Annotated in this window: 20 protein-coding genes and 3 rRNA genes; 14 read left to right on the forward strand and 9 right to left on the reverse strand. The window is 70.0% G+C overall.

Annotated features, from left to right (window positions below; genetic code table 11):
• A complete protein-coding gene (locus tag N8N77_RS04830) occupies nucleotides 1-636 on the forward strand; it encodes an Atu4866 domain-containing protein (RefSeq protein ID WP_261165079.1) in 636 nt (211 codons plus the stop codon).
• A 38-nt stretch (nucleotides 637-674) separates the two neighbouring features.
• On the opposite strand, the gene N8N77_RS04835 is transcribed toward N8N77_RS04830, so the two are convergent.
• A complete protein-coding gene (locus N8N77_RS04835; protein ID WP_261165080.1) occupies nucleotides 675-977 on the reverse strand; it encodes a putative quinol monooxygenase in 303 nt (100 codons plus the stop codon).
• A gap of 57 nt (nucleotides 978-1,034) precedes the next feature.
• On the opposite strand from N8N77_RS04835, the gene N8N77_RS04840 reads away from it, so the two are divergent.
• Complete coding sequence (locus N8N77_RS04840; protein WP_261165082.1) at nucleotides 1,035-2,213, forward strand: acyl-CoA dehydrogenase family protein; 1,179 nt, start codon at nucleotides 1,035-1,037, stop codon at nucleotides 2,211-2,213.
• A gap of 9 nt (nucleotides 2,214-2,222) precedes the next feature.
• On the opposite strand, the gene N8N77_RS04845 is transcribed toward N8N77_RS04840, so the two are convergent.
• Nucleotides 2,223-2,495 carry a metal-sensitive transcriptional regulator gene (locus tag N8N77_RS04845; protein WP_261165083.1) on the reverse strand — a complete coding sequence of 91 codons (273 nt, stop codon included), beginning with the start codon at nucleotides 2,493-2,495 and terminating at the stop codon, nucleotides 2,223-2,225.
• Nucleotides 2,496-2,592: 97 nt separating this feature from the next.
• Between N8N77_RS04845 and N8N77_RS04850 the strand changes: the two genes are divergently transcribed.
• Nucleotides 2,593-3,864, forward strand: a complete 1,272-nt coding sequence (locus N8N77_RS04850) for a DUF445 domain-containing protein (protein ID WP_261165084.1) — start codon at nucleotides 2,593-2,595, stop codon at nucleotides 3,862-3,864.
• Nucleotides 3,865-3,871: 7 nt separating this feature from the next.
• Here N8N77_RS04850 and N8N77_RS04855 read toward each other — a convergent pair whose 3' ends face one another.
• The 4 genes from N8N77_RS04855 to N8N77_RS04870 all read right to left on the reverse strand — a co-directional run bounded on the left by N8N77_RS04855 (nucleotide 3,872) and on the right by N8N77_RS04870 (nucleotide 9,679).
• On the reverse strand, nucleotides 3,872-4,348 hold the full coding sequence (locus N8N77_RS04855) for a YbaK/EbsC family protein (protein WP_261165085.1): 477 nt from the start codon (nucleotides 4,346-4,348) through the stop codon (nucleotides 3,872-3,874).
• Nucleotides 4,349-4,491: 143 nt separating this feature from the next.
• Nucleotides 4,492-4,608 (reverse strand): 5S ribosomal RNA (gene rrf / locus N8N77_RS04860).
• 102 nt (nucleotides 4,609-4,710) lie between these two features.
• A 23S ribosomal RNA gene (locus tag N8N77_RS04865) occupies nucleotides 4,711-7,817 on the reverse strand.
• Between the two features lie 337 nt (nucleotides 7,818-8,154).
• Nucleotides 8,155-9,679 (reverse strand): 16S ribosomal RNA (locus N8N77_RS04870).
• Together the 16S, 23S and 5S rRNA genes form the textbook arrangement of a ribosomal RNA operon.
• 553 nt (nucleotides 9,680-10,232) lie before the next feature.
• On the opposite strand from N8N77_RS04870, the gene N8N77_RS04875 reads away from it, so the two are divergent.
• The 3 genes from N8N77_RS04875 (at nucleotide 10,233) to N8N77_RS04885 (ending at nucleotide 12,128) form a co-directional block, all read left to right on the forward strand.
• Nucleotides 10,233-10,427, forward strand: a complete 195-nt coding sequence (locus N8N77_RS04875) for a DUF2795 domain-containing protein (RefSeq protein WP_261165086.1) — start codon at nucleotides 10,233-10,235, stop codon at nucleotides 10,425-10,427.
• Nucleotides 10,428-11,282, forward strand: a complete 855-nt coding sequence (locus tag N8N77_RS04880) for a glycosyltransferase family 2 protein (RefSeq protein ID WP_261165087.1) — start codon at nucleotides 10,428-10,430, stop codon at nucleotides 11,280-11,282.
• Between the two features lie 90 nt (nucleotides 11,283-11,372).
• Nucleotides 11,373-12,128 carry a sigma-70 family RNA polymerase sigma factor gene (locus N8N77_RS04885; RefSeq protein ID WP_261165088.1) on the forward strand — a complete coding sequence of 252 codons (756 nt, stop codon included), beginning with the start codon at nucleotides 11,373-11,375 and terminating at the stop codon, nucleotides 12,126-12,128.
• A gap of 10 nt (nucleotides 12,129-12,138) precedes the next feature.
• On the opposite strand, the gene N8N77_RS04890 is transcribed toward N8N77_RS04885, so the two are convergent.
• On the reverse strand, nucleotides 12,139-13,104 hold the full coding sequence (locus N8N77_RS04890; protein WP_261165089.1) for a glycosyltransferase family 9 protein: 966 nt from the start codon (nucleotides 13,102-13,104) through the stop codon (nucleotides 12,139-12,141).
• Nucleotides 13,105-13,190: 86 nt separating this feature from the next.
• Between N8N77_RS04890 and N8N77_RS04895 the strand changes: the two genes are divergently transcribed.
• Genes N8N77_RS04895 through N8N77_RS04925 form a run of 7 tightly spaced genes read left to right on the forward strand, consistent with a single transcriptional unit; the run spans nucleotide 13,191 to nucleotide 19,890 of the window.
• On the forward strand, nucleotides 13,191-13,754 hold the full coding sequence (locus tag N8N77_RS04895) for an HAD family hydrolase (protein ID WP_261165090.1): 564 nt from the start codon (nucleotides 13,191-13,193) through the stop codon (nucleotides 13,752-13,754).
• A complete protein-coding gene (locus tag N8N77_RS04900; protein WP_261165091.1) occupies nucleotides 13,751-14,818 on the forward strand; it encodes a glycosyltransferase family 9 protein in 1,068 nt (355 codons plus the stop codon). Before N8N77_RS04895 ends, N8N77_RS04900 begins: the two co-directional genes overlap by 4 nt.
• Nucleotides 14,815-15,837: a glycosyltransferase gene (locus N8N77_RS04905; RefSeq protein WP_261165092.1), complete on the forward strand. Its 1,023-nt coding sequence runs from the start codon at nucleotides 14,815-14,817 to the stop codon at nucleotides 15,835-15,837. The genes N8N77_RS04900 and N8N77_RS04905 overlap by 4 nt, the downstream gene beginning before the upstream one ends.
• Complete coding sequence (locus tag N8N77_RS04910; RefSeq protein WP_261165093.1) at nucleotides 15,834-17,102, forward strand: glycosyltransferase; 1,269 nt, start codon at nucleotides 15,834-15,836, stop codon at nucleotides 17,100-17,102. Before N8N77_RS04905 ends, N8N77_RS04910 begins: the two co-directional genes overlap by 4 nt.
• Nucleotides 17,099-17,764 carry an SIS domain-containing protein gene (locus N8N77_RS04915; RefSeq protein WP_261165094.1) on the forward strand — a complete coding sequence of 222 codons (666 nt, stop codon included), beginning with the start codon at nucleotides 17,099-17,101 and terminating at the stop codon, nucleotides 17,762-17,764. Before N8N77_RS04910 ends, N8N77_RS04915 begins: the two co-directional genes overlap by 4 nt.
• A complete protein-coding gene (locus tag N8N77_RS04920) occupies nucleotides 17,761-19,143 on the forward strand; it encodes a PfkB family carbohydrate kinase (RefSeq protein WP_261165095.1) in 1,383 nt (460 codons plus the stop codon). Before N8N77_RS04915 ends, N8N77_RS04920 begins: the two co-directional genes overlap by 4 nt.
• A gap of 48 nt (nucleotides 19,144-19,191) precedes the next feature.
• Nucleotides 19,192-19,890, forward strand: coding sequence for an SDR family oxidoreductase (locus N8N77_RS04925; protein ID WP_261165097.1), 699 nt, complete (start codon nucleotides 19,192-19,194; stop codon nucleotides 19,888-19,890).
• On the opposite strand, the gene N8N77_RS04930 is transcribed toward N8N77_RS04925, so the two are convergent.
• The gene (locus N8N77_RS04930) at nucleotides 19,856-21,019 is read right to left on the reverse strand and encodes a glycosyltransferase family 9 protein (RefSeq protein WP_314732510.1); all 1,164 of its coding nucleotides are present in this window, start codon (nucleotides 21,017-21,019) and stop codon (nucleotides 19,856-19,858) included. The two genes, N8N77_RS04925 and N8N77_RS04930, sit on opposite strands and share 35 nt — an antisense overlap.
• Nucleotides 21,020-21,149: 130 nt before the next feature.
• On the opposite strand from N8N77_RS04930, the gene rfaE2 reads away from it, so the two are divergent.
• Complete coding sequence (rfaE2, locus tag N8N77_RS04935; protein ID WP_261165098.1) at nucleotides 21,150-22,616, forward strand: D-glycero-beta-D-manno-heptose 1-phosphate adenylyltransferase; 1,467 nt, start codon at nucleotides 21,150-21,152, stop codon at nucleotides 22,614-22,616.
• 69 nt (nucleotides 22,617-22,685) lie between these two features.
• Here the strand turns inward: rfaE2 and N8N77_RS04940 are convergent, their stop codons facing one another.
• Nucleotides 22,686-23,948, reverse strand: a complete 1,263-nt coding sequence (locus N8N77_RS04940) for a D-arabinono-1,4-lactone oxidase (RefSeq protein WP_261165100.1) — start codon at nucleotides 23,946-23,948, stop codon at nucleotides 22,686-22,688.

Here is a 23,948-nt window from a genome sequence, read left to right on the forward strand (position 1 = left end):
ATGCGCCGACTGGTCGTCACCGACACCCGCATCCACGTCGCCGCAGCGCGGACGACCGCGGGAGATCTCCACGTGGCGGGAGGCGTCATCGCGACGAGTGATGGTGGTGACGGCGGCGCCCGGATCGACGGGCGCGGCGCCTCCACCGTTCCGCTGTACGTGGAGACCGTGTTCGCCGCCCCGTCGCCCGCCAAGTCGGGGGCGTTCGATCTCGTTCCGGGCAACGCGGCCACGTTCGCGGTGATCGACGGAACGGTGGGCGCCGAGCAGATCCGGCACATGCTCGTCGTCCCTCCCCGTGCGCTGCGCGCCGTGGTCGTCGAGGGCGCGCTCGTCGTGCGAGACGGTGCGCCCCTGCGACCGGCAGGCACCGACGCGCGGGACGCGGACGACCCGCGACTGGGCGCGTGGACGGACGCTGACCGCGACATGACCCAGTTCCTGACCCCCGACGGCCGCTACAGCGAGACCCGCGGCGGCAGGCGGGACGCCTACACGGGGCGGTTCTGGCTGGACGGGGATCGGATCACGTACCTCGACGACACGGGTTTCTGGGCGTTCGGGCAGTACCACGACGGCGTCCTGCACCACGCGGGCTTCGTGCTGCGTCGCAGCGCCGCGGCCGCTCCGCGGTGACCGGCTCTGCGCCCGCCGCACCGACGAGGATCGGCGCGTCAGTCGCGCAGCGGTGACCCGACGACGTCGAAGCGGAAGCCGCCGAACTCCCCCGACAGCAACGGCCGCGCCGCGGCGATGGAGGCCCGCACCTCGGGCAGGGCGAGCGACGCCCGGTGCGCCTCGCTGCTCTGCCACATCTCCACCACGTAGACCGTGTCGGGCGATTCGTCGTTGATTCCCACCTCGTAGGCCAGGCAGCCCGCCTCGTTGAGCGCAGCGCTGCGGCGAGTGAGGTGGGCGACGAGCTCGTCGCGCTTACCGGCGGCAGCGCCGAGGGTTCCCACGTTGGCGAAGGTCATGCGCCCCACCCTAACGATGGCCGCCGACGTGGGCCCGCCCCGTCCTAGGCTGGCGGCATGGCCGCATCCGGTGACGTGACGAGCTTCGACCCCGCCGACCACCTTCCCGACGCACTGCTGGAGCGCATTCGCGGCCGCGCCGCAGGGGTCGACGCCGACAACGTCTTCCCCGACGAGGATCTCTCGGAGTTGCGGGAGGCCGGCTACCTGTCGATCCTCGTCCCCGCGGATCGCGGCGGCGCAGGACTGACACTGGAGCAGGCAGCGATCCTGCAGCAGCGGCTCGCCACGGCGGCGCCCGCCACGGCGCTCGCGGTCAACATGCACCTCGTGTGGACGGGCGTGGCGAAGGTGCTGCGCGATCGCGGCATCGACGACCTCGCGTTCGTGCAGTCCGGCGCCGCAGCCGGCGAGGTGTTCGCCTTCGGGATCAGCGAGGCGGGAAACGACTTGGTGCTGTTCGGCAGCGACACCGTCGCCGAGCCGCGACCGGACGGCGGATACACGTTCACGGGCACGAAGATCTTCACGTCGCTGGCGCCCGTCTGGACGCAGCTCGGTCTGCATGGCCTGGACGCCTCCGACCCCGACGCCCCTCAGCTCGTGTTCGCGTTCGTCCCTCGTTCCGAGGCCGTCGTCACCCGCGATGACTGGGACACCCTCGGCATGCGCGGCACGCAGAGCCGCACCACCGAGCTGCACGGCGCGACCGCTCCGGCCGAGCGCGTCGTCCGGCTCGTGCCGCCCGGCCCCTCCCCCGACCCGCTCGTCTTCGGCATCTTCGCCGTCTTCGAGCTGCTGCTCGCGTCGGTGTACACGGGCATCGCGCGCCGCGCGCTCGACCTCGCCGCCGAGACGGCGGGCAAGCGGCGCTCCAAGAGGACGGGGCGTCCCCACGCGCAGGATCCGGACATTCGCTGGCGCGTGGCCGACATGGGTCTCGCCTACGACGCGCTGCCTCCGCAGATCGCCGCCCTCGCCCGCGACGTGGACGAGCTGGCCGACCATGGGGCGCGCTGGTTCACCCTGCTGTCGGGCGTGAAGCACCGCGCCACAGCCACCGCGAAACGGATCGTCGACGACGCGATGCTCGTCGCGGGCGGCTCGTCGTACTTCGCGTCGAATGAGCTGTCGCGGCTCTATCGCGACGTGCTCGCCGGCGCCTTCCACCCGTCCGATCCGGAATCGGCGCACGCGACCGCAGCGACGTACTGGCTGGGTCCGCTCGAGGCGTGAGCCGAAGGGTCAGCGTCCGTCGAAGTCGAATGCGCGCAGCAGCTCCTCGACGGCCTGCTCGCGGTTGTCGCCGCCCGTCTCGAACATGTGCGTGACGTGCGTGCGCAGATGGTTCTCCAGCAGCAACCGGTTGAGGGACTCGAGCGAGCGCTGGATCGCGCGCGACTGCGTGATGATGTCCATGCAGTAGTCCTCGTTCTCGATCATCCGGCCGAGACCGCGCAGCTGGCCCTCCAGGATCCGGGTCCTGTGCAGCGCGCGCTTCTGGATGTCTTCGATCACGCAGGTCACTGTACCCGCCACGCCCGGGCGTCGCCTCCATTCCGTAACACGCAGCGCGAGAAGGGACACCCCCGCCCCGGCGTGCCAGGATGACCGCATGACGCGCACGCCGACCGAGCTGCTGTCCCCGGCCGATCGCGAGCGGCGCCGGGGGCTACGCCGCATGAAGGCCGTCGCCCTGGGCGCGCTGCTGGCCGCGGCCGCGCTCTTCGTCGTGGGGTTCGTCGGGCAGGACGACGTTCCCGCACTCGCCTACGTCCGTGCCGCGGGCGAGGGCGGCATGGTGGGCGCCCTGGCCGACTGGTTCGCCGTGACGGCGCTGTTCCGCCGCCCGCTCGGCCTTCCGATCCCGCACACCGCCATCGTGCGCACGCGCAAGGACGAGATCGGCCGCTCGCTCGGCGAGTTCGTCGAGACGAACTTCCTCTCGGCGCCGGTCGTGCGCACCAAGCTCGAGGGCACCCCCCTCTCGGCGCGGCTCGGGGCGTGGCTCGCCGAGCCCCCGCATGCCGATCGTGTCGCCTCCGAGGGTGCCGCTATGGCCGCGGGCGTGCTCAACGCGCTCAGCGACGACGAGGTGCAGGACGTCATCGAGGCGCTCGCCCGCGAGCACCTCATCGCCCCGGACTGGGGCGCCCCCGTCGGATCGTGGCTGGAGCGCCTGGTGGAGGCCGACGCCCACCGCGCCGCCGTCGACCTCGCCGCGGACAGCGTTGCCGGTTGGCTCGCGGGCAACCGCGCGACGTTCGACGGCCTCATCTCACGCCGACTGCCGTCGTGGATCCCGTCGCTCGCCCAACGGTTCGTCGACGAGACCCTGTACCGCGAGGCGGTCACCTTCGTGGACGCGGTGCGATCCGACCCGTCCCATCCCGCCCGGCGCGCCGTCGACGACTATCTGACGCGCCTGGCGACGAACCTGCAGCACGATCCGGAGACACGGCGGAAGCTCGCCGACGCCAAGGAGGCCGTCTTCGACAGCCCTCGGGTGCGTGAGCTCGCGGCGGCCGCATGGGGCACCGCGAAGGCGGGTCTCGTGCGCTCCCTCGAGGAGCCCGACAGCGCCCTACGCGCCCGCGCTCGCGACGCCCTCGTCGACGTCGGGCGGCGCCTGCAGTCGGACCCGACGCTGCAGGCGCGGGTGGACGCGTGGATCACCGACGCGGCGGTCTTCCTCGTGGACCGATACCGCCACGACATCGCCTCGCTGATCACCGAGACGGTGGAGCGCTGGGACGCCGAGGAGACGTCCGAGAAGATCGAGCTGATGGTGGGCCGCGACCTTCAGTACATCCGTCTCAACGGCACGGTGGTCGGCGCGCTGGCGGGCCTGGTCATCTTCTCGATCGCGCACGCCCTGCTCGGCTGACGCCGCGTCAGTCCACGGTGACGATCGCGCCCCCGGTGAGGCGCACCAGCTCGTCGAACGTGAGCGGGAACACCGAGTGCGCCGTGCCCGCGGCCGCCCACAGCCGCGGATACGCCGCAAGGTGCTCGTCGACGAGCGTCTCGATCGGGGCCGGGTGCCCGGTGGGCGCGACGCCGCCGATGACCTGCCCGGTGGCCTCTCGCACCTGATCGGGCGTGGCGCGCCGGATCACGCCGCGCCCGAGCCGCTGCGCAAGCGCCGCCGTGTCGACGCGGTGGGCACCGCTCGTCATGACGAGCAGCGGACGATCGTCGCACCAGAACACGAGACTGTTGGCGATCGCTCCGACGTCAACGCCGAGAGCCTCGGCGGCAAGCCGCGCCGTCGACGCGGCGTCGGGCAGGATCACGATCTCACCGGGGATCCCTGCGGCGCGCAGGCGGTCGGCGACGAGCACGTTTCGGGGGTGAAGGTCGACGGACATGACGCCGAGTGTAGGGAGAAACGCGCCGCGGAGACGACTCGAGCCCCTCGCGGGAACGCGCGAGGCGTTCTCGGAAGGGGCTCGGATTGTCGTGTGAACGACGGAAGGCCGCCCTGCGTTGGGCGGCCTTCCGGTGAAGTGGTGTCCGGCGGTGTCCTACTCTCCCACAGGGTCCCCCCTGCAGTACCATCGGCGCTGAGAGGCTTAGCTTCCGGGTTCGGAATGTGACCGGGCGTTTCCCTCTCGCTATGACCGCCGAAACTCTTTCGATGTTTCAGCACATCAACACGAAGATTGTGTTGGTGTGGTGCCCGTACATCGGGAACCACATAGTGGACGCGAACACGCATAAAGAATGAGTGATTTGTAAGTCGTCGGCTTATTAGTACCAGTCAGCTACACACATTGCTGTGCTTCCACGTCTGGCCTATCAACCCAGTAGTCTGCTGGGAGCCTCTCACCCACAAGGGGCATGGAAGTCTCATCTTGAGGCCGGCTTCCCGCTTAGATGCTTTCAGCGGTTATCCATCCCGAACGTAGCCAAACAGCGGTGCCCTTGGCAGGACAACTGTCACACCAGAGGTTCGTCCAACCCGGTCCTCTCGTACTAGGGTCAGATCCTCTCAAACTTCCTACGCGCGCAGCGGATAGGGACCGAACTGTCTCACGACGTTCTAAACCCAGCTCGCGTACCGCTTTAATGGGCGAACAGCCCAACCCTTGGGACCTACTCCAGCCCCAGGATGCGACGAGCCGACATCGAGGTGCCAAACCATGCCGTCGATATGGACTCTTGGGCAAGATCAGCCTGTTATCCCCGAGGTACCTTTTATCCGTTGAGCGACAGCGCTTCCACAAGCCACTGCCGGATCACTAGTCCCGACTTTCGTCCCTGCTCGACCTGTCAGTCTCACAGTCAAGCTCCCTTGTGCACTTACACTCGCCACCTGATTGCCAACCAGGTTGAGGGAACCTTTGGGCGCCTCCGTTACTCTTTGGGAGGCAACCGCCCCAGTTAAACTACCCACCAGGCACTGTCCCTGAACCGGATCACGGTTCGAAGTTAGACATCCAGAGTGACCAGAGTGGTATTTCAACAACGACTCCACGAACACTGGCGTGTCCGCTTCAAAGTCTCCCACCTATCCTACACAAGCCACACCGAACACCAATACCAAGCTGTAGTAAAGGTCACGGGGTCTTTCCGTCCTGCTGCGCGTAACGAGCATCTTTACTCGTAATGCAATTTCGCCGAGTTCGTGGTTGAGACAGTTGGGAAGTCGTTACGCCATTCGTGCAGGTCGGAACTTACCCGACAAGGAATTTCGCTACCTTAGGATGGTTATAGTTACCACCGCCGTTTACCGGGGCTTAAATTCAGAGCTTCGCCTTGCGGCTAACCCGTCCTCTTAACCTTCCGGCACCGGGCAGGCGTCAGTCCGTATACATCGTCTTGCGACTTGGCACGGACCTGTGTTTTTAATAAACAGTCGCTACCCACTGGTCTCTGCGGCCCACACACGCTTTCGGAGCAAGTCCTAATACGCGCTGGGCCCCCCTTCTCCCGAAGTTACGGGGGCATTTTGCCGAGTTCCTTAACCACGATTATCTCGATCTCCTTGGTATTCTCTACCTGACCACCTGAGTCGGTTTGGGGTACGGGCGGCTGGAACCTCGCGTCGATGCTTTTCTCGGCAGCTGAGGATCACCCACTTTTTATCCGCATCGTGTCTCAGCCTGAATGAGAGGCGGATTTGCCTACCTCTCGGCCTACGCACTTGCACCAGGACAACCATCGCCTGGCTTGGGCTACCTTCCTGCGTCACACCTGTTAATACGCTAACCGCACCAGCATGGGGTCGCGCGCTCCACCAGCCGGCGTCACCCGAAGGTGACAGTGACTGGCTTTGGGCGCTTAGCACCACTGGATTGGTTGGGGCGGTTCTTCGCCGGTACGGGAATATCAACCCGTTGTCCATCGACTACGCCTGTCGGCCTCGCCTTAGGTCCCGACTTACCCAGGGAAGATTAGCTTGACCCTGGAACCCTTGGTCTTTCGGAGGACGTGTTTCTCACACGTCATTCGCTACTCATGCCTGCATTCTCACTCGTGTGGCCTCCACGGCTGGATCACTCCGCCGCTTCACCGCCCACACGACGCTCTCCTACCCATCAACACGGCTGGACCACGAAGGCCTGCCAAAAGTGTCAATGCCGCAACTTCGGTGGTGTGCTTGAGCCCCGTTACATTGTCGGCGCGGAATCACTTGACCAGTGAGCTATTACGCACTCTTTCAAGGGTGGCTGCTTCTAAGCCAACCTCCTGGTTGTCTAAGCAACTCCACATCCTTTCCCACTTAGCACACGCTTTGGGACCTTAGTTGGCGATCTGGGTTGTTTCCCTCTCGACTATGAAGCTTATCCCCCACAGTCTCACTGCTGCGCTCTCACTTACCGGCATTCGGAGTTTGGCTGACGTCAGTAACCTGGTAGGGCCCATCGGCCATCCAGTAGCTCTACCTCCGGCAAGAAACACGCAACGCTGCACCTAAATGCATTTCGGAGAGAACCAGCTATCACGAAGTTTGATTGGCCTTTCACCCCTATCCACAGCTCATCCCCTCAGTTTTCAACCTAAGTGGGTTCGGCCCTCCACGACGTCTTACCGTCGCTTCAGCCTGGCCATGGATAGATCACTTCGCTTCGGGTCTAGGACACGCGACTGAATCGCCCTATTCAGACTCGCTTTCGCTACGGCTCCCCCACACGGGTTAACCTCGCCACGTATCACTAACTCGCAGGCTCATTCTTCAAAAGGCACGCCGTCACCCCTACTAAGGAGGCTCCGACGGTTTGTAAGCAAACGGTTTCAGGTACTATTTCACTCCCCTCCCGGGGTACTTTTCACCTTTCCCTCACGGTACTTGTCCGCTATCGGTCATCTGGGAGTATTTAGGCTTATCAGGTGGTCCTGACAGATTCACACGGGATTTCTCGGGCCCCGTGCTACTTGGGATCCCCACCACGCCAGAACACGCATTTCGACTACAGGGCTGGCACCTTCTCTGGCCGGCCATTCAAGACCGTTCGTCTATACGCTTCTGTAACGTCGACCCTGCGGCAGCAGAATCAAGTAGGTCCCACAACCCCGAACGTGCAACGCCTGCCGGCTATCACACACGCCCGGTTTAGCCTCTTCCGCTTTCGCTCGCCACTACTCACGGAATCACTGTTGTTTTCTCTTCCTGTGGGTACTGAGATGTTTCACTTCCCCACGTTCCCTCTACCCGCCCTATATATTCAGGCGGGAGTCACCAGGTCGCACAAGTACGCCTGGCGGGGTTTCCCCATTCGGACATCCACGGATCAAAGCTTGCTTATCAGCTCCCCGAGGCTTATCGCAGATTGCTACGTCCTTCTTCGGCTCCAGATGCCAAGGCATCCACCGTTTGCTCTTAAAGACTTGAAATCACATGAGCCATAAAACAAAAATGTTCTATGTTCGCTTCTTTAAGATGCTCGCGTCCACTGTGTAGTTCTCAAAGTACGGGCGGCACTCATCCGCAACCGGAAACCGGTCTCAGGACGAGCCCAGAAGTCCCAGGAAATGCTCCCGGTCCTTCAGGACCCAACAGCGTGCAGCCACCCCGCTCCCCAACCAATCCGTTCCAGCCACCGAAGTGACGTACTAGAACCAGTCAGCCGCGCTGATGGCATGTCAAATGTTCCACCCATGAGCTAACCAGCGAGACACATTCGGTCTCGACCTGGCGCCTGGACACCCGAGAGTGCCAGATGCTCCTTAGAAAGGAGGTGATCCAGCCGCACCTTCCGGTACGGCTACCTTGTTACGACTTAGTCCTAATTACCGATCCCACCTTCGACGGCTCCCTCCACAAGGGTTAGGCCACCGGCTTCAGGTGTTACCGACTTTCATGACTTGACGGGCGGTGTGTACAAGACCCGGGAACGTATTCACCGCAGCGTTGCTGATCTGCGATTACTAGCGACTCCGACTTCATGAGGTCGAGTTGCAGACCTCAATCCGAACTGGGACCGGCTTTTTGGGATTCGCTCCACCTCACGGTATTGCAGCCCTTTGTACCGGCCATTGTAGCATGCGTGAAGCCCAAGACATAAGGGGCATGATGATTTGACGTCATCCCCACCTTCCTCCGAGTTGACCCCGGCAGTATCCCCTGAGTTCCCACCATTACGTGCTGGCAACAGAGAACGAGGGTTGCGCTCGTTGCGGGACTTAACCCAACATCTCACGACACGAGCTGACGACAACCATGCACCACCTGTATACGAGTGTCCAAAGAGTTGACTATTTCTAGCCCGTTCTCGTATATGTCAAGCCTTGGTAAGGTTCTTCGCGTTGCATCGAATTAATCCGCATGCTCCGCCGCTTGTGCGGGTCCCCGTCAATTCCTTTGAGTTTTAGCCTTGCGGCCGTACTCCCCAGGCGGGGAACTTAATGCGTTAGCTGCGTCACGGAAACCGTGGAAAGGTCCCCACAACTAGTTCCCAACGTTTACGGGGTGGACTACCAGGGTATCTAAGCCTGTTCGCTCCCCACCCTTTCGCTCCTCAGCGTCAGTTACGGCCCAGAGATCTGCCTTCGCCATCGGTGTTCCTCCTGATATCTGCGCATTCCACCGCTACACCAGGAATTCCAATCTCCCCTACCGCACTCTAGTCTGCCCGTACCCACTGCAGGCTGGAGGTTGAGCCTCCAGTTTTCACAGCAGACGCGACAAACCGCCTACGAGCTCTTTACGCCCAATAATTCCGGATAACGCTTGCGCCCTACGTATTACCGCGGCTGCTGGCACGTAGTTAGCCGGCGCTTTTTCTGCAGGTACCGTCACTCTCGCTTCTTCCCTGCTAAAAGAGGTTTACAACCCGAAGGCCGTCATCCCTCACGCGGCGTTGCTGCATCAGGCTTTCGCCCATTGTGCAATATTCCCCACTGCTGCCTCCCGTAGGAGTCTGGGCCGTGTCTCAGTCCCAGTGTGGCCGGTCACCCTCTCAGGCCGGCTACCCGTCGACGCCTTGGTGAGCCATTACCTCACCAACAAGCTGATAGGCCGCGAGCCCATCCCCAACCGAAAAATCTTTCCCACCACAGAACATGCGTTCATGGTGCATATCCGGTATTAGCAGCCGTTTCCGGCTGTTATCCCAGAGTCAGGGGCAGGTTGCTCACGTGTTACTCACCCGTTCGCCACTAATCCACCAGAGCAAGCCCCGGCTTCATCGTTCGACTTGCATGTGTTAAGCACGCCGCCAGCGTTCATCCTGAGCCAGGATCAAACTCTCCGTAAAAAACGAATGCCACAACAAGACCGGGAAAACGGTCACCGCTGCAGCGAGTTCAATCATGACCAAAAACGGATGTCAAAACTGACTTCCAATTACTTGATCCAAAGGAATCTCACGCCCCCGAAGGGACGACGAGGTTATTTGGCATTTGACAAGTGCACGCTGTTGAGTTCTCAAGGATCGGACGCACCCAGCCCTGCAGGTCCCCCTGCAGCCCTCCGGGGCATTCGCTCCACGACGGGTCCACCTCTTGCGAGGTGCTTCGTCGGGATTGTTTTGTGTCGCCTACTTGGGATGGGAACCTTCCGGCTCAACCTCACCGCTTGGCGGCGACAGATGAAAACATTACGCCGATGTGGCGGGATGGGCAAACCGGGGCCGCATCCCGGGCGTGTCGCGGTCCCCTCGGCGGGCCTCGACCCGGCGCGACACGCCCGGCGTGGCATCGCGGGACGCGGCCGGTTCCGCCCGCTTCGGCACCGCTGTCAACCCCCACGCCGGGGGCCGGACCCGGTTCCTAGCATGGCCGCGTCAGTCCCCCACGAAAGGAGCCATCATGGCCGACAACCCCACGCCCATCGAGCTGCAGAAGTACCTCGGTGGCGTCGACTATCCGGTGAGCAAGGAGGATCTCGTCGCCCGCGCGCGGGACAACGGCGCACCCGACGACCTCGTGTCGGCGCTCGAGTCGGCGGGGCAGGACTCGTTCGACTCCCCCACCGATGTGAGCAGCGCCGTGGCGGGCGGCTGAATGACGTCTCGCCGCACGGCCGGCGCGTGGGCGACGCCCTCCGCGCCGGCCGACCCCGTTCTCGACGTCCTGATCCCGACGGCCGGGCGCGTGGCCGAGCTGGCCGTGACGCTGGCGGGGCTCGCGGCGCAGGACGATCCGGCCTTCCGCGTCATCGTGAGCGACCAGTCGGACCATGGGGCACCCTCGCACCCGTCGGTCGCGGCGATGCGTCGCGTGCTGCGGGCGCAGGGGCGTGAGGTCCAGGTCCACCGGCACCTGCCGCGTCGCGGGATGGCCGAACAGCGGCAGTTCCTGCTCGATCGCTCGTCGGCGGATGCGGTGCTCCTCCTCGACGACGACGTGTGGCTCGAACCGGGGCAGCTGCAGCGGATGCACGAGGCGCTCGTCGAGCTGCAGTGCGGCTTCGTCGGCATGGCGGTGCAGGGCCTGTCGTACCTCGACGACGATCGGCCGCGCGAGCGCGAGGCGTTCGAGCCGTGGGTCGGCCCCGTGCAGCCGGAGGAGGTGCGGCGCGGAACGCCGGCCTTCGACCGGTGGCGGCTGCACAATGCGGCCAACCCCGCCCACCTCGCTCGCGACGTCGACCTGCCGGAGCGCGGCTGGCTCGCCTACAAGGTGGCGTGGATCGGCGGGTGCGTCATGTTCCGCCGCGAGGCGCTCGTCGAGGCGGGCGGGTTCGAGTTCTGGCGCGAGCTCGACGGCGCACACTCCGGCGAGGACGTGCTGGCGCAGTGGCGGGTGATGCGGCGGCGCGGCGGCGCGGGGCTGCTGCCGAGCGGGGCGGTGCACCTGGAGGCACCCACGACCATCCCGCACCGCCCGGTGGACGCGTTCGACGTCGTCGACGTCTGACATTCGGCCGTGTCGCGCGTCATGATGATGCGCTTCTCCGCCCGATTCAAGCCCCTCTCCACAAAGCGCACTCGCTTCGATCCTCGAAGCATGACTTCTCCCCAGCGCCGAGAGGAATCCGCCGGGATCGCGCCCGAGACGACGCCCGATGCGCTGGTGCTCGCCCACATGGACCTCGCCCGCGCGGTGGCGCGGCGGTACTTCCGGCGCAACGCCTCGCGCGACGAGGACCTCGTGCAGGTGGCGTACATCGGGCTCGTCAAGGCGGCCAGGCGCTTCGACCCGGAACGGGGCAACGACTTCGCGGCGTTCGCGGCACCGACCATCACGGGCGAGATCAAGCGCCACCTGCGCGATGCCGGCTGGTTCGTCCGGCCGCCGCGCCGGGTGCAGGAGCTGCGGGCGCGGATCAGCGAGGCCTCTCCGCGGCTCGCCCAGAGCTTCGGACGCGAACCGACCGCGTCGGAGCTGTGTACAGACCTCGGCGAATCGCGGGCCGAGGTCCGCGAGGCCCTCGCGTGCGGCGACCACCTGCAACCCGCATCGCTCGACGTGCCGGTCGGCGCCGACCGCGACCTCACGATGGGGCAACTCATCCCCTCCGAGCGTGACGAGATCGGGCGGGCCGAATCGGCCGCCGTCGTCCGTGACGCCATGAGCGCCCTCGCGCCGCGCGATCGGCGCGTCGTGCAGCTGCGGTTCTTCGAGGAGCGTACGCAGAGCGATATCGCCGGCGAGCTGGGGGTCACCCAGATGCAGGTGTCACGCATCCTCGCGCGCACGCTGGCGGCGATGCGCGACCACATCCAGCACGGCCCGCCCCCGGCTCGTCGCCGGGCCGCGTGATCCGCGTCCCCTAGGGCGCCGCCCGCCGGGCGGCCGCCAGGACGTCATCGACCGAGACCCCCAGGATCGCCGGATCCGGCTCATCGGCGAACGTGTCGCCGCGGCGCAGGTGCGCGGCGGTCAGCACGGTGTGCGGTCCGGGCGGCGGCCCCCAGTGCTCCGGCGCGGCGGGGCCGAACAGCACCACCGACGGCGTGCCGTAGGCGGATGCCAGATGGGCGGCGCCCGTGTCGGCCGAGACCACGAGACGGGCGCGCTGGATCACGCCCGCGAAGCGTGCCAGGTCGAGATCGCCGGCCCGCACGGCCCGGGTGCCGAGGCCCGCCGCCTCGGCCACGGCCACGGCACGCTCCCGCTCCTTGGCCGAGCCGGTGAAGACGACGCGATGGCCGTCGTCGGCCAGAGCCCGGGCGACCGCCGCGAATCGGTCCACCGGCCAGAGCCGCGATCCGTAGGCCGCCCCGACATGCAGCACGGTGGCGGCCTCCAGGCCGTCCGTCGCCGGCGCGGGCTGCAGCCCCACCTCGTTCGGATCGGCCGCCACGCCGTAGGCGCCGACGAGGCGCACCCAGCGCTGCCGCTCGTGCAGGTCGTCGCGCCACTCCGGCATCGCGGGGTCGCCGACGTCGCCGTCGATCTCGTCCACCCGGTGCACCATCCGCACCCTCGCGGCGAGCGCATCGACCAGCCGGCGGCTCTCGGGGCCGCTGCCGTGCAGGTTCACCGCCACATCGATCCTCCCGGGATCGAGGGGCAGGAGCTCGTCGAGCCCGGGAGTGGGCAGCAGCGCGTCGACGCCGCCGATGAGCTCGACGACGGGCTCCAGCCACGCGGGCACCGCGAGCACCAGCCGGTGGTCGGGGAAGGCGCGCCGCAGCCCGCGGATCGCCGGCACCGCCACGAGCAGGTCGCCGAGCTTGAGCGCCCGCAGGGCAAGCAGTTCGGGTCGTCCGTCGGGGCATCCCAGCGCGCGCATCACCCCAGCATCGCAGGACGGCGGCCGCGGGCACGAGCCCCGGGAAGAGACGTTTGCCGAGGAGAAGAAGTGGGAAGTGCTCTGGTATGGCCACGGATCGCTTGCCCATCCGCGCGGTGCTGTTCGATCGCGACGGCACCCTCGTGGAGGACGTGCCGTACAACGGCGATCCCGCGCTCGTGCGCCTGATGCCCACCGCCGAGGCGGCGATCGCGCGGGCACGCGGGGCCGGGGTGCGGATCGGCGTGGTCTCGAACCAGTCGGGCGTGGCGCGCGGCCTGATCACTCCCGCGCAGGTGGCGGCCGTGAACGCGCGGATCGAGGAGCTGCTGGGCCCCTTCGACGCCTGGTGCTGGTGCCCGCACGGCCCCGAGGACCGCTGCGCGTGCCGCAAGCCGGCCCCCGGGCTGGTGCTCGACGCCTGCGCGCGGCTCGGAGTGGCGCCCGCGGAGGCCGTGATGATCGGCGACATCGGCGCCGACGTGGAGGCGGCCTCGGCCGCCGGGGCACGGGCGGTGCTCGTGCCGACACCGGTGACCCGCCTGGAGGAGATCGACGCGGCGCCGCGCGTCGCACCGGATCTCGACACCGCCGTGCGCGAAGCCCTCGCGCCCGCGGCCGCGCCGGTCGACGGAGGGACCACGGCATGACGCGGGCGCTCGTGGCGCGGCTGGACAGCCTGGGTGACGTGCTGCTGTGCGGGCCGGCGGTGCGCGCGGTCGCGGCGTCGCCCGACATCGACGAGGTCTGGATGCTCTGCAGCTCGATCGGCGCCGAGGCGGCACGTCATCTGCCGGGAGTGGACCGCGTGCTCGTGTGGGACTGCCCCTGGATCACGGCGTCCGCCCCGCCGGTCACGGCCGAGCGGATGGGCGAGCTCGCGTCGCTGCTCGAGGAGGCGCGCCCCGACGTGGCGGTCATCCTCACCTCGTTCCACCAGTCGCCGTTGCCGCTGGCGGTTCCGTTGCGGCTGTCGGGGGTCGCGCGCATCATCGGCGCCTCCGTCGACTTCGCCGGCTCGCTGCTGGACGTTCGGGTGCGCCCCGGTGAGGACCTCCCCGAGGACCTGCCGGAGCCGGAGCGCGCCCTCGCCATCGCGGCAGCGGGTGGCTTCGCCCTGCCCGAGGGGGACGACGGGCGCCTCGACATCGCCGGCGTCGGCGCACCGCCGCCAGAGGTCGGCGCGCTGCCGCGCCTCGTCGTCGTGCATCCCGGCGCATCGGCTTCCGCCCGGCGCTGGCCCGCCGAGCGGCACCGCGAGACCGTGCGACTGCTGCACGAGCGCGGGTGGGACGTGGCCGTGACGGGCAGCCCCGACGAGCGCGAGCTGACGGCCTTCGTCGCCGGCGATGACGGCCTCGACCTCGGCGGCGCGACACCGCTCGCCGAGCTCGCCGGCGTCCTCGCGCACGCCCGGGTCGTGGTGACCGGCAACACCGGTCCCGCACACATCGCGGCCGCCGTGGGCACGCCCGTGGTGAGCCTGTTCTCCCCCGTCGTGCCCGCCGCCCGTTGGGCGCCGTACGGCGTGCCGCACGCGCTGCTGGGCGATCAGCGGGCAGCGTGCCGCGACACACGAGCCCGCGAGTGCCCTGTCCCGGGTCACCCGTGCCTGACGTCGGTGGATGCCGCCTCCGTCGTCGCGGCGTGCGAGCGCCTCGCCGCCGGAGTCGCACCGCGGGGGGCACGTCACGAGATGGAGGTAACGGCATGAGGGTGCTGCTCTGGCACGTGCACGGGGGTTACGCCGACGCGTTCGTGCGTGGACCTCACGAATACCTCATCCCCCGAGACGATGCGCGCGGGTGGCACGGGATCGCGGGGCGCGACTGGCCGCAGGCACGCGAGGTGGCCGCCGCACGGCTGCGCGACGAGGACTTCGACGTCGTCGTGATGCAGCGTACCGAGGAATGGGACGCCGTGCGCGAGCTGACCGGCCGCGAGCCGGGACACGACGTGGCGGCACTCTTCCTCGAGCACAACACCCCGAAGCCCGACGCGACGGGCACCCTGCACCCCCTCGCCGACGCGGGCATTCCGATCGTGCACGTGACGCACTTCAACCGCGTCTTCTGGGACACCGGACGCGCCCGCACATTCGTCGTCGAGCACGGTGTGCCGGACCCCGGGCCTCGGTACACCGGCGAGCTGGCGCGGGCGGCTGCCGTGATCAACGAGCCCGTGCGGCGCTGGCGCATCACGGGCACCGATCTGTTGCCTCACCTGGCCCAAGCGGCTCCGCTGGACGTGTTCGGGATGGGCGGGGACAGCCTCCCCGAGGCTCTCAGCGCGACCGCCGGGCCCCGCGCGGCATCCGCGGTGGTGCCCGCCGGCGACCTCCCGACCGACCGGCTGCACAGCGCACTCGCGCGGCGTCGCGTGTACGTGCACCCGTTCCGCTGGACGTCGCTGGGCCTCGCGCTGCTGGAGGCGATGCACCTCGGCATGCCCGTGGTGGCCCTGGCCGCGACCGAGGCGCCCGCCGCCGTGCCGCCCGAGGTCGGCGTCGTCACCAACGACCTCGATCGCCTCGCGCGCGCGATCGCCGAGTACATCGCGGATCCCGAGCTCGCCGCCGAGCACGGGCGCCGTGCGCGACGCCACGCCCTCGCGCACCACGGCCTCCCGGCGTTCCTGCGCCGGTGGGACGACGTCCTCACCGACGTCGTCGAGAACCACTCGCGCCGCACCGGCGCGACGGCCCTCCCCCATGCCGGAAGGAGCATGCGATGAGGATCTCGATGGTCTCCGAGCACGCCAGCCCACTCGCGACGCTGGGAGGCGTCGACGCGGGCGGCCAGAATGTGCACGTCGCGGCGCTGTCGTCCGCGCTCGCCGAGCGCGGACACGAGGTGACGGTGTACACGCGGCGTGACGACCCCGCCCTCCCCGAACGTGTGCCGCTGTGCCCGGGCGTCGAGGTCGTGCACGTCGACGCCGGGCCCGCCGCGCCCGTGCCCAAGGACGAGTTGCTGCCCTTCATGCCCGAGTTCGGCCGCGTGCTTGCCGAGCACTGGCGCCGTGATGTGCCCGACGTGGTGCACAGCCACTTCTGGATGTCGGGTGTGGCCGCCCTCGAGGCGGCCGATCGGCTGGGCGGGGCGCGCCCACCGGTCGCCCACACGTTCCACGCACTCGGCAACGTCAAGCGCCGGCACCAGGGAGCCGAAGACACGAGCCCCCCGGAGCGCGAGACGCTCGAGCCGGGCGTCGGTCACCGCGCCGACACCGTCATCGCCACCTGCTCCGACGAGGCGTTCGAGCTCATCCCGCTCGGCGTGCCCTCCAGCCGGATCGCGGTGGTGCCGTGCGGTGTCGACACCGACCTGTTCACGCCCGACGGACCCGCCGAGCCGCGCGGACGGCGCTTCCGCATCATGACCGTCGGCCGCCTGGTGCCGCGCAAGGGCGTCGGGTCGACGATCACGGCGCTCGCCCGGCTCGCGGCCGCGGGCCGCGACGACATCGAGCTCGTGATCGTGGGCGGCTCGCGCGGGCCGGAGGAGGTGATGCGGGATCCCGACGTGCAGCGTCTGCGCGAACGCGCCCGCGCCGAGGGCATCGAGCATCTCGTGACGTTCCGCGGGCAGGTGCCGCACGCCGAGCTGCCGGCGGCGCTGCGCTCCGCCGATGTGGTCGTGTGCGCGCCGTGGTACGAGCCGTTCGGCATCGTGCCGCTGGAGGCCATGGCCGCCGGGGTTCCGGTCATCGCCGCGGCGGTCGGCGGCCTGATCGACACCGTCGTGCACGGACGCACCGGGATGCACGTGCCTCCGCGCGACCCGGACGCGATCGCCGACGCGATCGAGACCCTGCTGGACGACCCCGAGCTGCGCGGCGAACTCGGCCGAGCCGGCGTCGCCCGCGCCCACAGTCGGTACACGTGGTCCAAGGTGGCGGCCGACACGGAGCGCGTGTACCGCGGCCTCGCCGCCTCGCGCGCCCTCGCGCCGGAGCGCGCGGAGCCGCGACGCGCGATGGGAGGTGCCCGCGCATGACGAACCTGCGACCGGCCCCGCTGCGGCGGGCCGACGACATCCTCTCGGCCACGCTGAGGGGCCACCTCGACGATCACGCGGCCGCGATGACGTCGCTGCATGCGCACCTGCCGGCCATCGTGGAGTGGGGCACGGAGCTGGCCTCGCGCCTGCTGCGCGGTCAGCGCCTGCTCGCCGCGGGCAACGGCGGCTCCGCGGCCGAGGCCCAGCACCTCACCGCGGAGATCGTGGGGCGCTTCGACGGCGAGCGCCGGCCGTTCTCCGCGATCGCTCTGCACGCCGACACCTCGAGCGTCACGGCGATCGGTAACGATTACGGGTACGACGAGGTGTTCGCACGGCAGGTGCACGCGCACGCCCGGCCCGGGGACGTGCTCGTGCTGATGTCGACGAGCGGTCGCAGCCCGAACCTCGTGCGCGCCGCGCACGCGGCGAGGGAGGTGGGCGCCGAGGCGTGGGCCCTCACCGGCGCCGGCCCCAACCCGCTGTGCGAGGCAAGCGAGACGCACATCGCGCTCGACGCCGCGGCGCCGGGGGTGCAGGAGGCGCAATTGGTGGCGCTGCACCTGCTGTGCCGCGTGTTCGACCATCACGTGCGCGCGCACGACGCGGCGGCCTCGCGGCCCGCGGCCCGCGCGACGACGAAGGGAGCCGACGCATGAGGATCGCGGTGGTGGGCGACGTCCTGCTCGATGTGGACCTGTCCGGCAGCGCGGAGCGGTTGAGCCCGGACGCGCCGGTGCCCGTCGTCGCGGTGCACGAGACGGCGGCGCGGCCCGGTGGCGCGGGCCTCGTCGCGGCGCTGCTCGCGCGCGACGGCGTCGACGTGTGCCTCGTCACGGCACTGGGCGACGACGCGCGGGCGGGCGAGGTGCGGCAGCTGCTTGCCCGCCCGCGCGGCCGCGGGGGCCGCATCGACGTCGTCGCCGGCCCGTCGGGGGCGCCGACGCCCGTGAAGACGCGGGTGCGCGCCGCCGGGCATGCGATCGTGCGCCTCGACGACGACTGCGACGCGCCGCCGGCGCCCCTGGTCACCGATGCAATGCTCGCCGCGCTCGACGCCGTCGACGCCGTCGTCGTGGCCGACTACGGACGCGGCGTGACGGCCGATCCGCGCCTGCGGGCGGCGCTCGAGAGCGCCGCCCGACGGGTGCCGCTCGTTTGGGATCCGCACCCGCGCGGCACCGATCCGGTGCCTTCCGCGGCGGTCGTCACCCCGAACCTCGCAGAGGCGAGGGCCGCGGCCGGAGAACCGGGCGCGGGAATCGCCGGCGCCGCCGCCGCGGCCGCCCGCCTGGCCGAGCGCTGGGGCGTGGCCTCGGTGCTCGTCACCCTCGGCGAGCGCGGCGCACTGCTCTCGGCGGCGGGGCCGAGGGCCCCCCATGTCGTGCCGGCGACGCCCGTGACGGCCGCCGACACCTGCGGCGCGGGAGACCGCCTCAGCGGCGCCCTCGCGAGGGCGCTGGCCGCGGGCAGCGACCCCGCGGAGGCGGCCGCGCAGGCGGTGACGGCGGCGGGCCGGTTCCTGGCAGCGGGCGGCGTCGCGGGGTTGGACGCGCCGGCGGAGACCGTGCCGCTCGGTGGTGCGTCCGACGCGCTCGCCGCGGCGGCGGCGGTGCGGGCACGCGGCGGCACGGTGGTCGCCACCGGCGGCTGCTTCGATCTCCTGCACGCCGGGCACGCTCGCACGCTGGCCGCCGCCCGCGCGCTCGGTGACTGCCTCATCGTCTGTCTCAACAGCGACGATTCCGTGCGCCGGCTGAAGGGGCCCGAGCGCCCGATCATGACCGAGGCGGACCGCCGCGATCTGCTGCTCGCGCTGGAGTGCGTGGACGCCGTCGTCGTGTTCGAGGAGAGCACGCCCGTCGAGGCACTGCGGCGCATCCGGCCGGACATCTGGGTCAAGGGCGGCGATTATGCGGCCGACGACCTGCCCGAGACCCGCGTCATCGCGGAGTGGGGCGGCCGAACGGTGACCGTCCCCTACCACCCGGGTCGGTCGACGACGCGACTCGCCGGCGCTCTCGCCCGCGTGGGTTGATCGCACCCTCTCATCCCCTCATCGACCTCCCGACAGCGAAGGAGAATCATGACCGCTGACCGCAGCCTTGGAAACGTCATCGTCACCGGAGGGGCGTCGGGACTCGGCGCCGCCGTCGCGCGCGCCGTGCGCGACGCCGGCGGACGGCCGCTCGTCCTCGACCTCGACGTGTCGGGTGCCGAGGTGCCCGATGCCTTCGCGGCCGACGTCTCCGACACGCGCGCCACGGAGGCGCTCGTCACCGAGCTCGCCGAGCGATTCGGGGGCCTGAACGCCGTCGTCACCGCCGCCGGCGTGGATCGGCCGGCCCCGCTCGACGGGCTGCCCGGCGACGCGTGGGAGCGCATCGTGGCCGTCAACCTGCTCGGCACGGCGGCCGTCGTGCGCGCCGCGCTGCCCGCCCTCAAGGCCTCGCATGGCCGCGTGGTGACGATCGCGTCGTCGCTCGCGCTGCGCGCCTTCGGCGACGCCACGGCCTACACGGCGTCGAAGTTCGGCGTGCTCGGGTTCTCGCGTTCCCTCGCGGCCGAGACGAAGGGGCAGCTGGGCGTGACGACGGTGTTTCCCGCCGGCATGCGCACGCGGTTCTTCGACGGCCGCGACGAGCAGTACAAGCCGGGCCCCGACGCCGCGCTGATCGATCCCGCTCACGTGGCAGATGCGATCGTGTTCGCGCTGCGTCAGCCCGCGGGCGTCGAGATCCGCGAGCTCGTCATGTGCCCCGAAGAGGAGCCGTCGTGGCCGTGACGGGCGCCGCGGGCGCTCCCTCGAGGAGCGCCCGCACATCGTCGTAGACGGCGTCGACGGACACATCGGCGACGAACGACTCGTCGTGCTCGCAGCGGGGCGCGGTCCAGCCGACCTGGGTCGCGTCCCGCCCGCACACCGGGCAGTGCGTCGTCCACGACAGCTGCACGCGATGCGAGGCACGCGTGAGCGGGCCCGCGTTGATGAGGTTCCCGACCCAGTAGATGCTCGCGGTCGGTGTGCCCACCGCCTGCGCCAGGTGACGGGGGCCGCTGTCGTTGCCCACGCAGATGTCGGCGACCGCGAGCACGCCCGCCAGGTCGCCCAGCGTGAGGCGGCCGGCAAGCGACACCACCGCGTCCCCCGCCGCGCGCGACGCGTGCCGCGCGATCGCGTCGGCGAGGGCGGCGTCGTCGCCCTCGCCGACGAGGACGACGCGCATGCCGTCGGCGGCGCATCGCAGCGCGAGGTCCGTGAAGCGTTCGGCCGGCCACCGCCGGCGCGGATCCGTCGCACCGGGATGGATGACGACGAGCGGTTCCGGCCCGGCACCCGTGAGCGCCCGGCCCCGCCGCCGCTCCCCCGGCGTCACCGCGACGGTGGGCTCCGGGCCGACCGAGGGAGCGCCGGCGAGCGCGGCCGTCTCGACCCAGCGGACCACCTCGTGCTGGTAGTAGACGTACGGCAGGGTGCGCTCGAGGGGCGCCGCGTCGGCGGTCGCCGTGCCCACGGTGTGGCGGGCCCCGAGCGCGAGCAGGAAGGGGTTTGAGTAGCGACCGCCGCCGTGCATCTGGCACGCCAGGTCGAACGCCTCGGCGCGCATCCGGCGCATGAACGCCCCGGTGCCGCGCGGATCGTCCTCGTGCTCGCCCCCGTACACGCCGCGGGCGCGCGGCAGCAGCTCCACGCGGGAGACCGGCCCCGGGCGGTCGCGCAGCAGCTCCGCATGCAGGGGCGTGCCGAGCAGCACGATCTCGGCCTCCGGATACGCGTCGGCCAGCGCGTCCAGCGCGGGCATGGTGAACAGCAGGTCGCCCAGTCCGCCACCGCGCAGCACGGCGATCTTCAGCACCTCGTCGAATCGGCCCGCGTTCGGCGGCGCTCCCTCCCGCATCCGCGTCGTCCTCACGTCGCGCCCCCTGTCGCGGTCCGTCTCTCGTGTCCCCGGACCTGTTCCCCGCCGCGCGGGCTCGCAAACGTTCCGAGGCGAGATCGCGCGCAGAGGTGTGACGCGCGGTCGGATCGGGTACGGGCACGGCATGACGGACGTGAGCGGGATCGCCCGGCGCGTCGGCGACGCGGCGCCGCGCGTGCTCGTGGTGGGCGATGTCATCCTCGACCGATGGCTGCGCGGCGGTGTGCGGCGGCTGAGCCGGGAGGCCCCGGTGCCGGTGGTGCAGGAGGCCGAGCAGGTGGACTGTCCCGGCGGGGCGGGGAACACGGCGGCCAACCTGGCGGCTCTCGGCGCGCGCGTGCGCCTCGTCGCCGCGATCGGCGAGGACGCGGAGGGCGCAGCGCTGCGCGATCGCCTGGCGGCGGCCGGCGTGGAGACGGGGGATCTGCTCGTCGATGGCGCGCGTCCGACCGCGTCCAAGACGCGCGTGGTCGGCGATGACCAGATCCTCGTGCGGGTGGACCGCGCCCGGCCTGGCCCTGCCGGCGGCGACCGGCTCCTCGCGGCGATCGCACCGGAACCCGGCGAGACGCTCGTCATCTGCGACTACGACGGCGGTCTGCTCGACGAGGAGTTCGCGAGGCAGCTCGCGGCGCGCCGTCCCGACACCCGCATCGTCGTCGATGCACACGATGTGGCGCGGTGGGCGCCGCTGCGACCCGACCTCGTCACGCCCAACGCGGGCGAGGCGGCGACCCTGCTGGGGCGGGCGCTGCCCGAGGGCCCGGCTCGCGCCGATGCGGTCGCGGGGGCGGCGACGGAACTGCTCGAGGCGGCGGGCGCCGACCGGGCCGTCGTGACGCTGGACCGCGACGGGACGGTCCTGCTCGAGCGGCGACCCGATGGCACCGGCGAGGCCACGCATCGCACGCGCGCTCGTCCCGCGCCCGAGCACCAGGCCACCGGCGCGGGCGACACATTCGTGGCCGCCGCGACGGTGGCTCTGGCGGTGGGTGCGGCCCCCGCGGAGGCCGTGGACTTCGCGCAGCGGGCCGCCGACGTCGTCGTGTCGCGCCCGGGCACGGCCGTGTGCGCGCTCGGCGACCTGCAGCCGGCGGCCTCGACCGCCGTGCCGGGAACCCTGAACCACGATGCGTTGCGGGCCGCCCTGCGCCGCGAGCGTGAGCGCGGCCACACGATCGTCTTCACCAACGGCTGCTTCGACCTGCTGCACCTCGGCCACACCGCGCACCTGCGGCAGGCGAAGCAGCTCGGCGACGTGCTCGTCGTCGCGCTCAACGACGACGCCTCGGTGCGACGGCTGAAGGGCCCCGGCCGCCCGGTCAACCCGGTGGAGGACCGGGCGCGGGTGCTGGAGGCCCTCGAGAGCGTGGACTACGTCACGGTCTTCCGCGAGGACTCCCCCTCCGCCCTGCTCGCGGATCTGCGCCCCGATATCTACGCCAAGGGCGGCGACTACGTGCCCGAGATGCTCGAGGAGACCGCCGTCGTGCGCGCCTACGGAGGTGCGGTTCGGATCCTCGACTTCATCCCCGCCCATTCCACGAGCGAGATCGTCACCCGCATCACCCAGCGCGCGCCGCTGCGGTGAGCCGTTACCGCCCGCCGGTGGTCGCGGCCCCGTGCGCGCGCCACCGTCTTGCGTCGGCGGGCCCGGGGCTCAGAGGCCGAGCCGCGCCACGAACGCGTTGCGGAAGACGCCCCGCGGGTCCATCCGCTCCCTGAGGGCCCGGAAATCCGCCCAGCGCGGGTAGAGCGCGGCGATGCGCTCCGGTGCCATGCCGAAGATCTTGCCCCAGTGGGGGCGCGCGCCGAACGGGGCGAGCACCCGCTCGACCGTCGCGACGGCCTCGCGGGCCGCGGCGACGTCGCGCTTCCACGTGAAGTGCAGCGCCACCGAGTCCCGTCCGCCCGACGGGCTCAACCACAGATCGTCCGCGGCCACCGTGCGCACCTCGCTCACGTGCAGGGCCGGGGCCAGATCGCGCGCGATCGCTCGGAGCGCCTCGATCGCGGCCGCCCCGTCGGCGCGCGCCACGAGGAACTCGCTCTGCAGCTCGTCGCCCGCGGAGGGTGTGAACTCCAGCCGGAAGTGCGGCAACCGCTCGAACCAGGGGCCGGGCTCGCCGCCCTGCACGCTGCACGCGGCCGCATCGACCCCTGGCACGGGGTGGCGCGGGCCGGCGGCCGGCACCGCGCCGACCGCCGCGATGAGGTCCGGATCCACGGGCGCGAGGCCGGTCGCGGGCACACGCCGCTTCACCCACAGCTGCCGCGCGACATCGGCATCGGACCACGTCGTGAACAGGCTCACGCTGTCGCCGAGCGCAGTGACCTCGTCGAATCGCGCCAGGACGTCATCCCAGCGCGGCCCCTCGAACACCTCCTGCGCGACGCGGTACGACGGTTCGGCATCCAGCTCGAGGCTCGTGACGACCCCGAGCGCGCCGAGCGAGACCACCGCGCCCGCGAAATCGGCGTCCCCTCGCCGCACCGACACGATCTCGCCGTCGGCGGTCATGAGCGTCAGCGCCCGCACGGATGCCGAAAGGCTCCGCAGGGCGTCACCGGAGCCGTGCGTGCCGGTGGCCACCGATCCCGCGACCGAGATGTGCGGCAGCGACGCCAGGTTCGCCAGCGCGAGGCCCCTCGCATGGATCGCCGGCGCGAGGTCGCCGTAGCGCAGGGCCGCCGACACCCGCACGGCGTCGGGAAGCGTCTCGATCTCGCGCGGCATGTGCGCGAGCGAGATCTGCACCCCGTCGGTGTCGGCGATGTCGTTGAACGAGTGACGCGTGCCGAGGACGCGCGCGCGTGGGCTGCCGGCGAGCGCGTCCCTCAGCTCGTCCAGCGACACCGGGCGCAGCACGCGCTGCGCCCGGTACGCGATGTTCCCCGCCCAGTTGGCCTCGGCCGCGGACAT

It is taken from the genome of Microbacterium sp. Marseille-Q6965 (assembly GCF_946151065.1).
Lineage (GTDB): Bacteria > Actinomycetota > Actinomycetes > Actinomycetales > Microbacteriaceae > Microbacterium.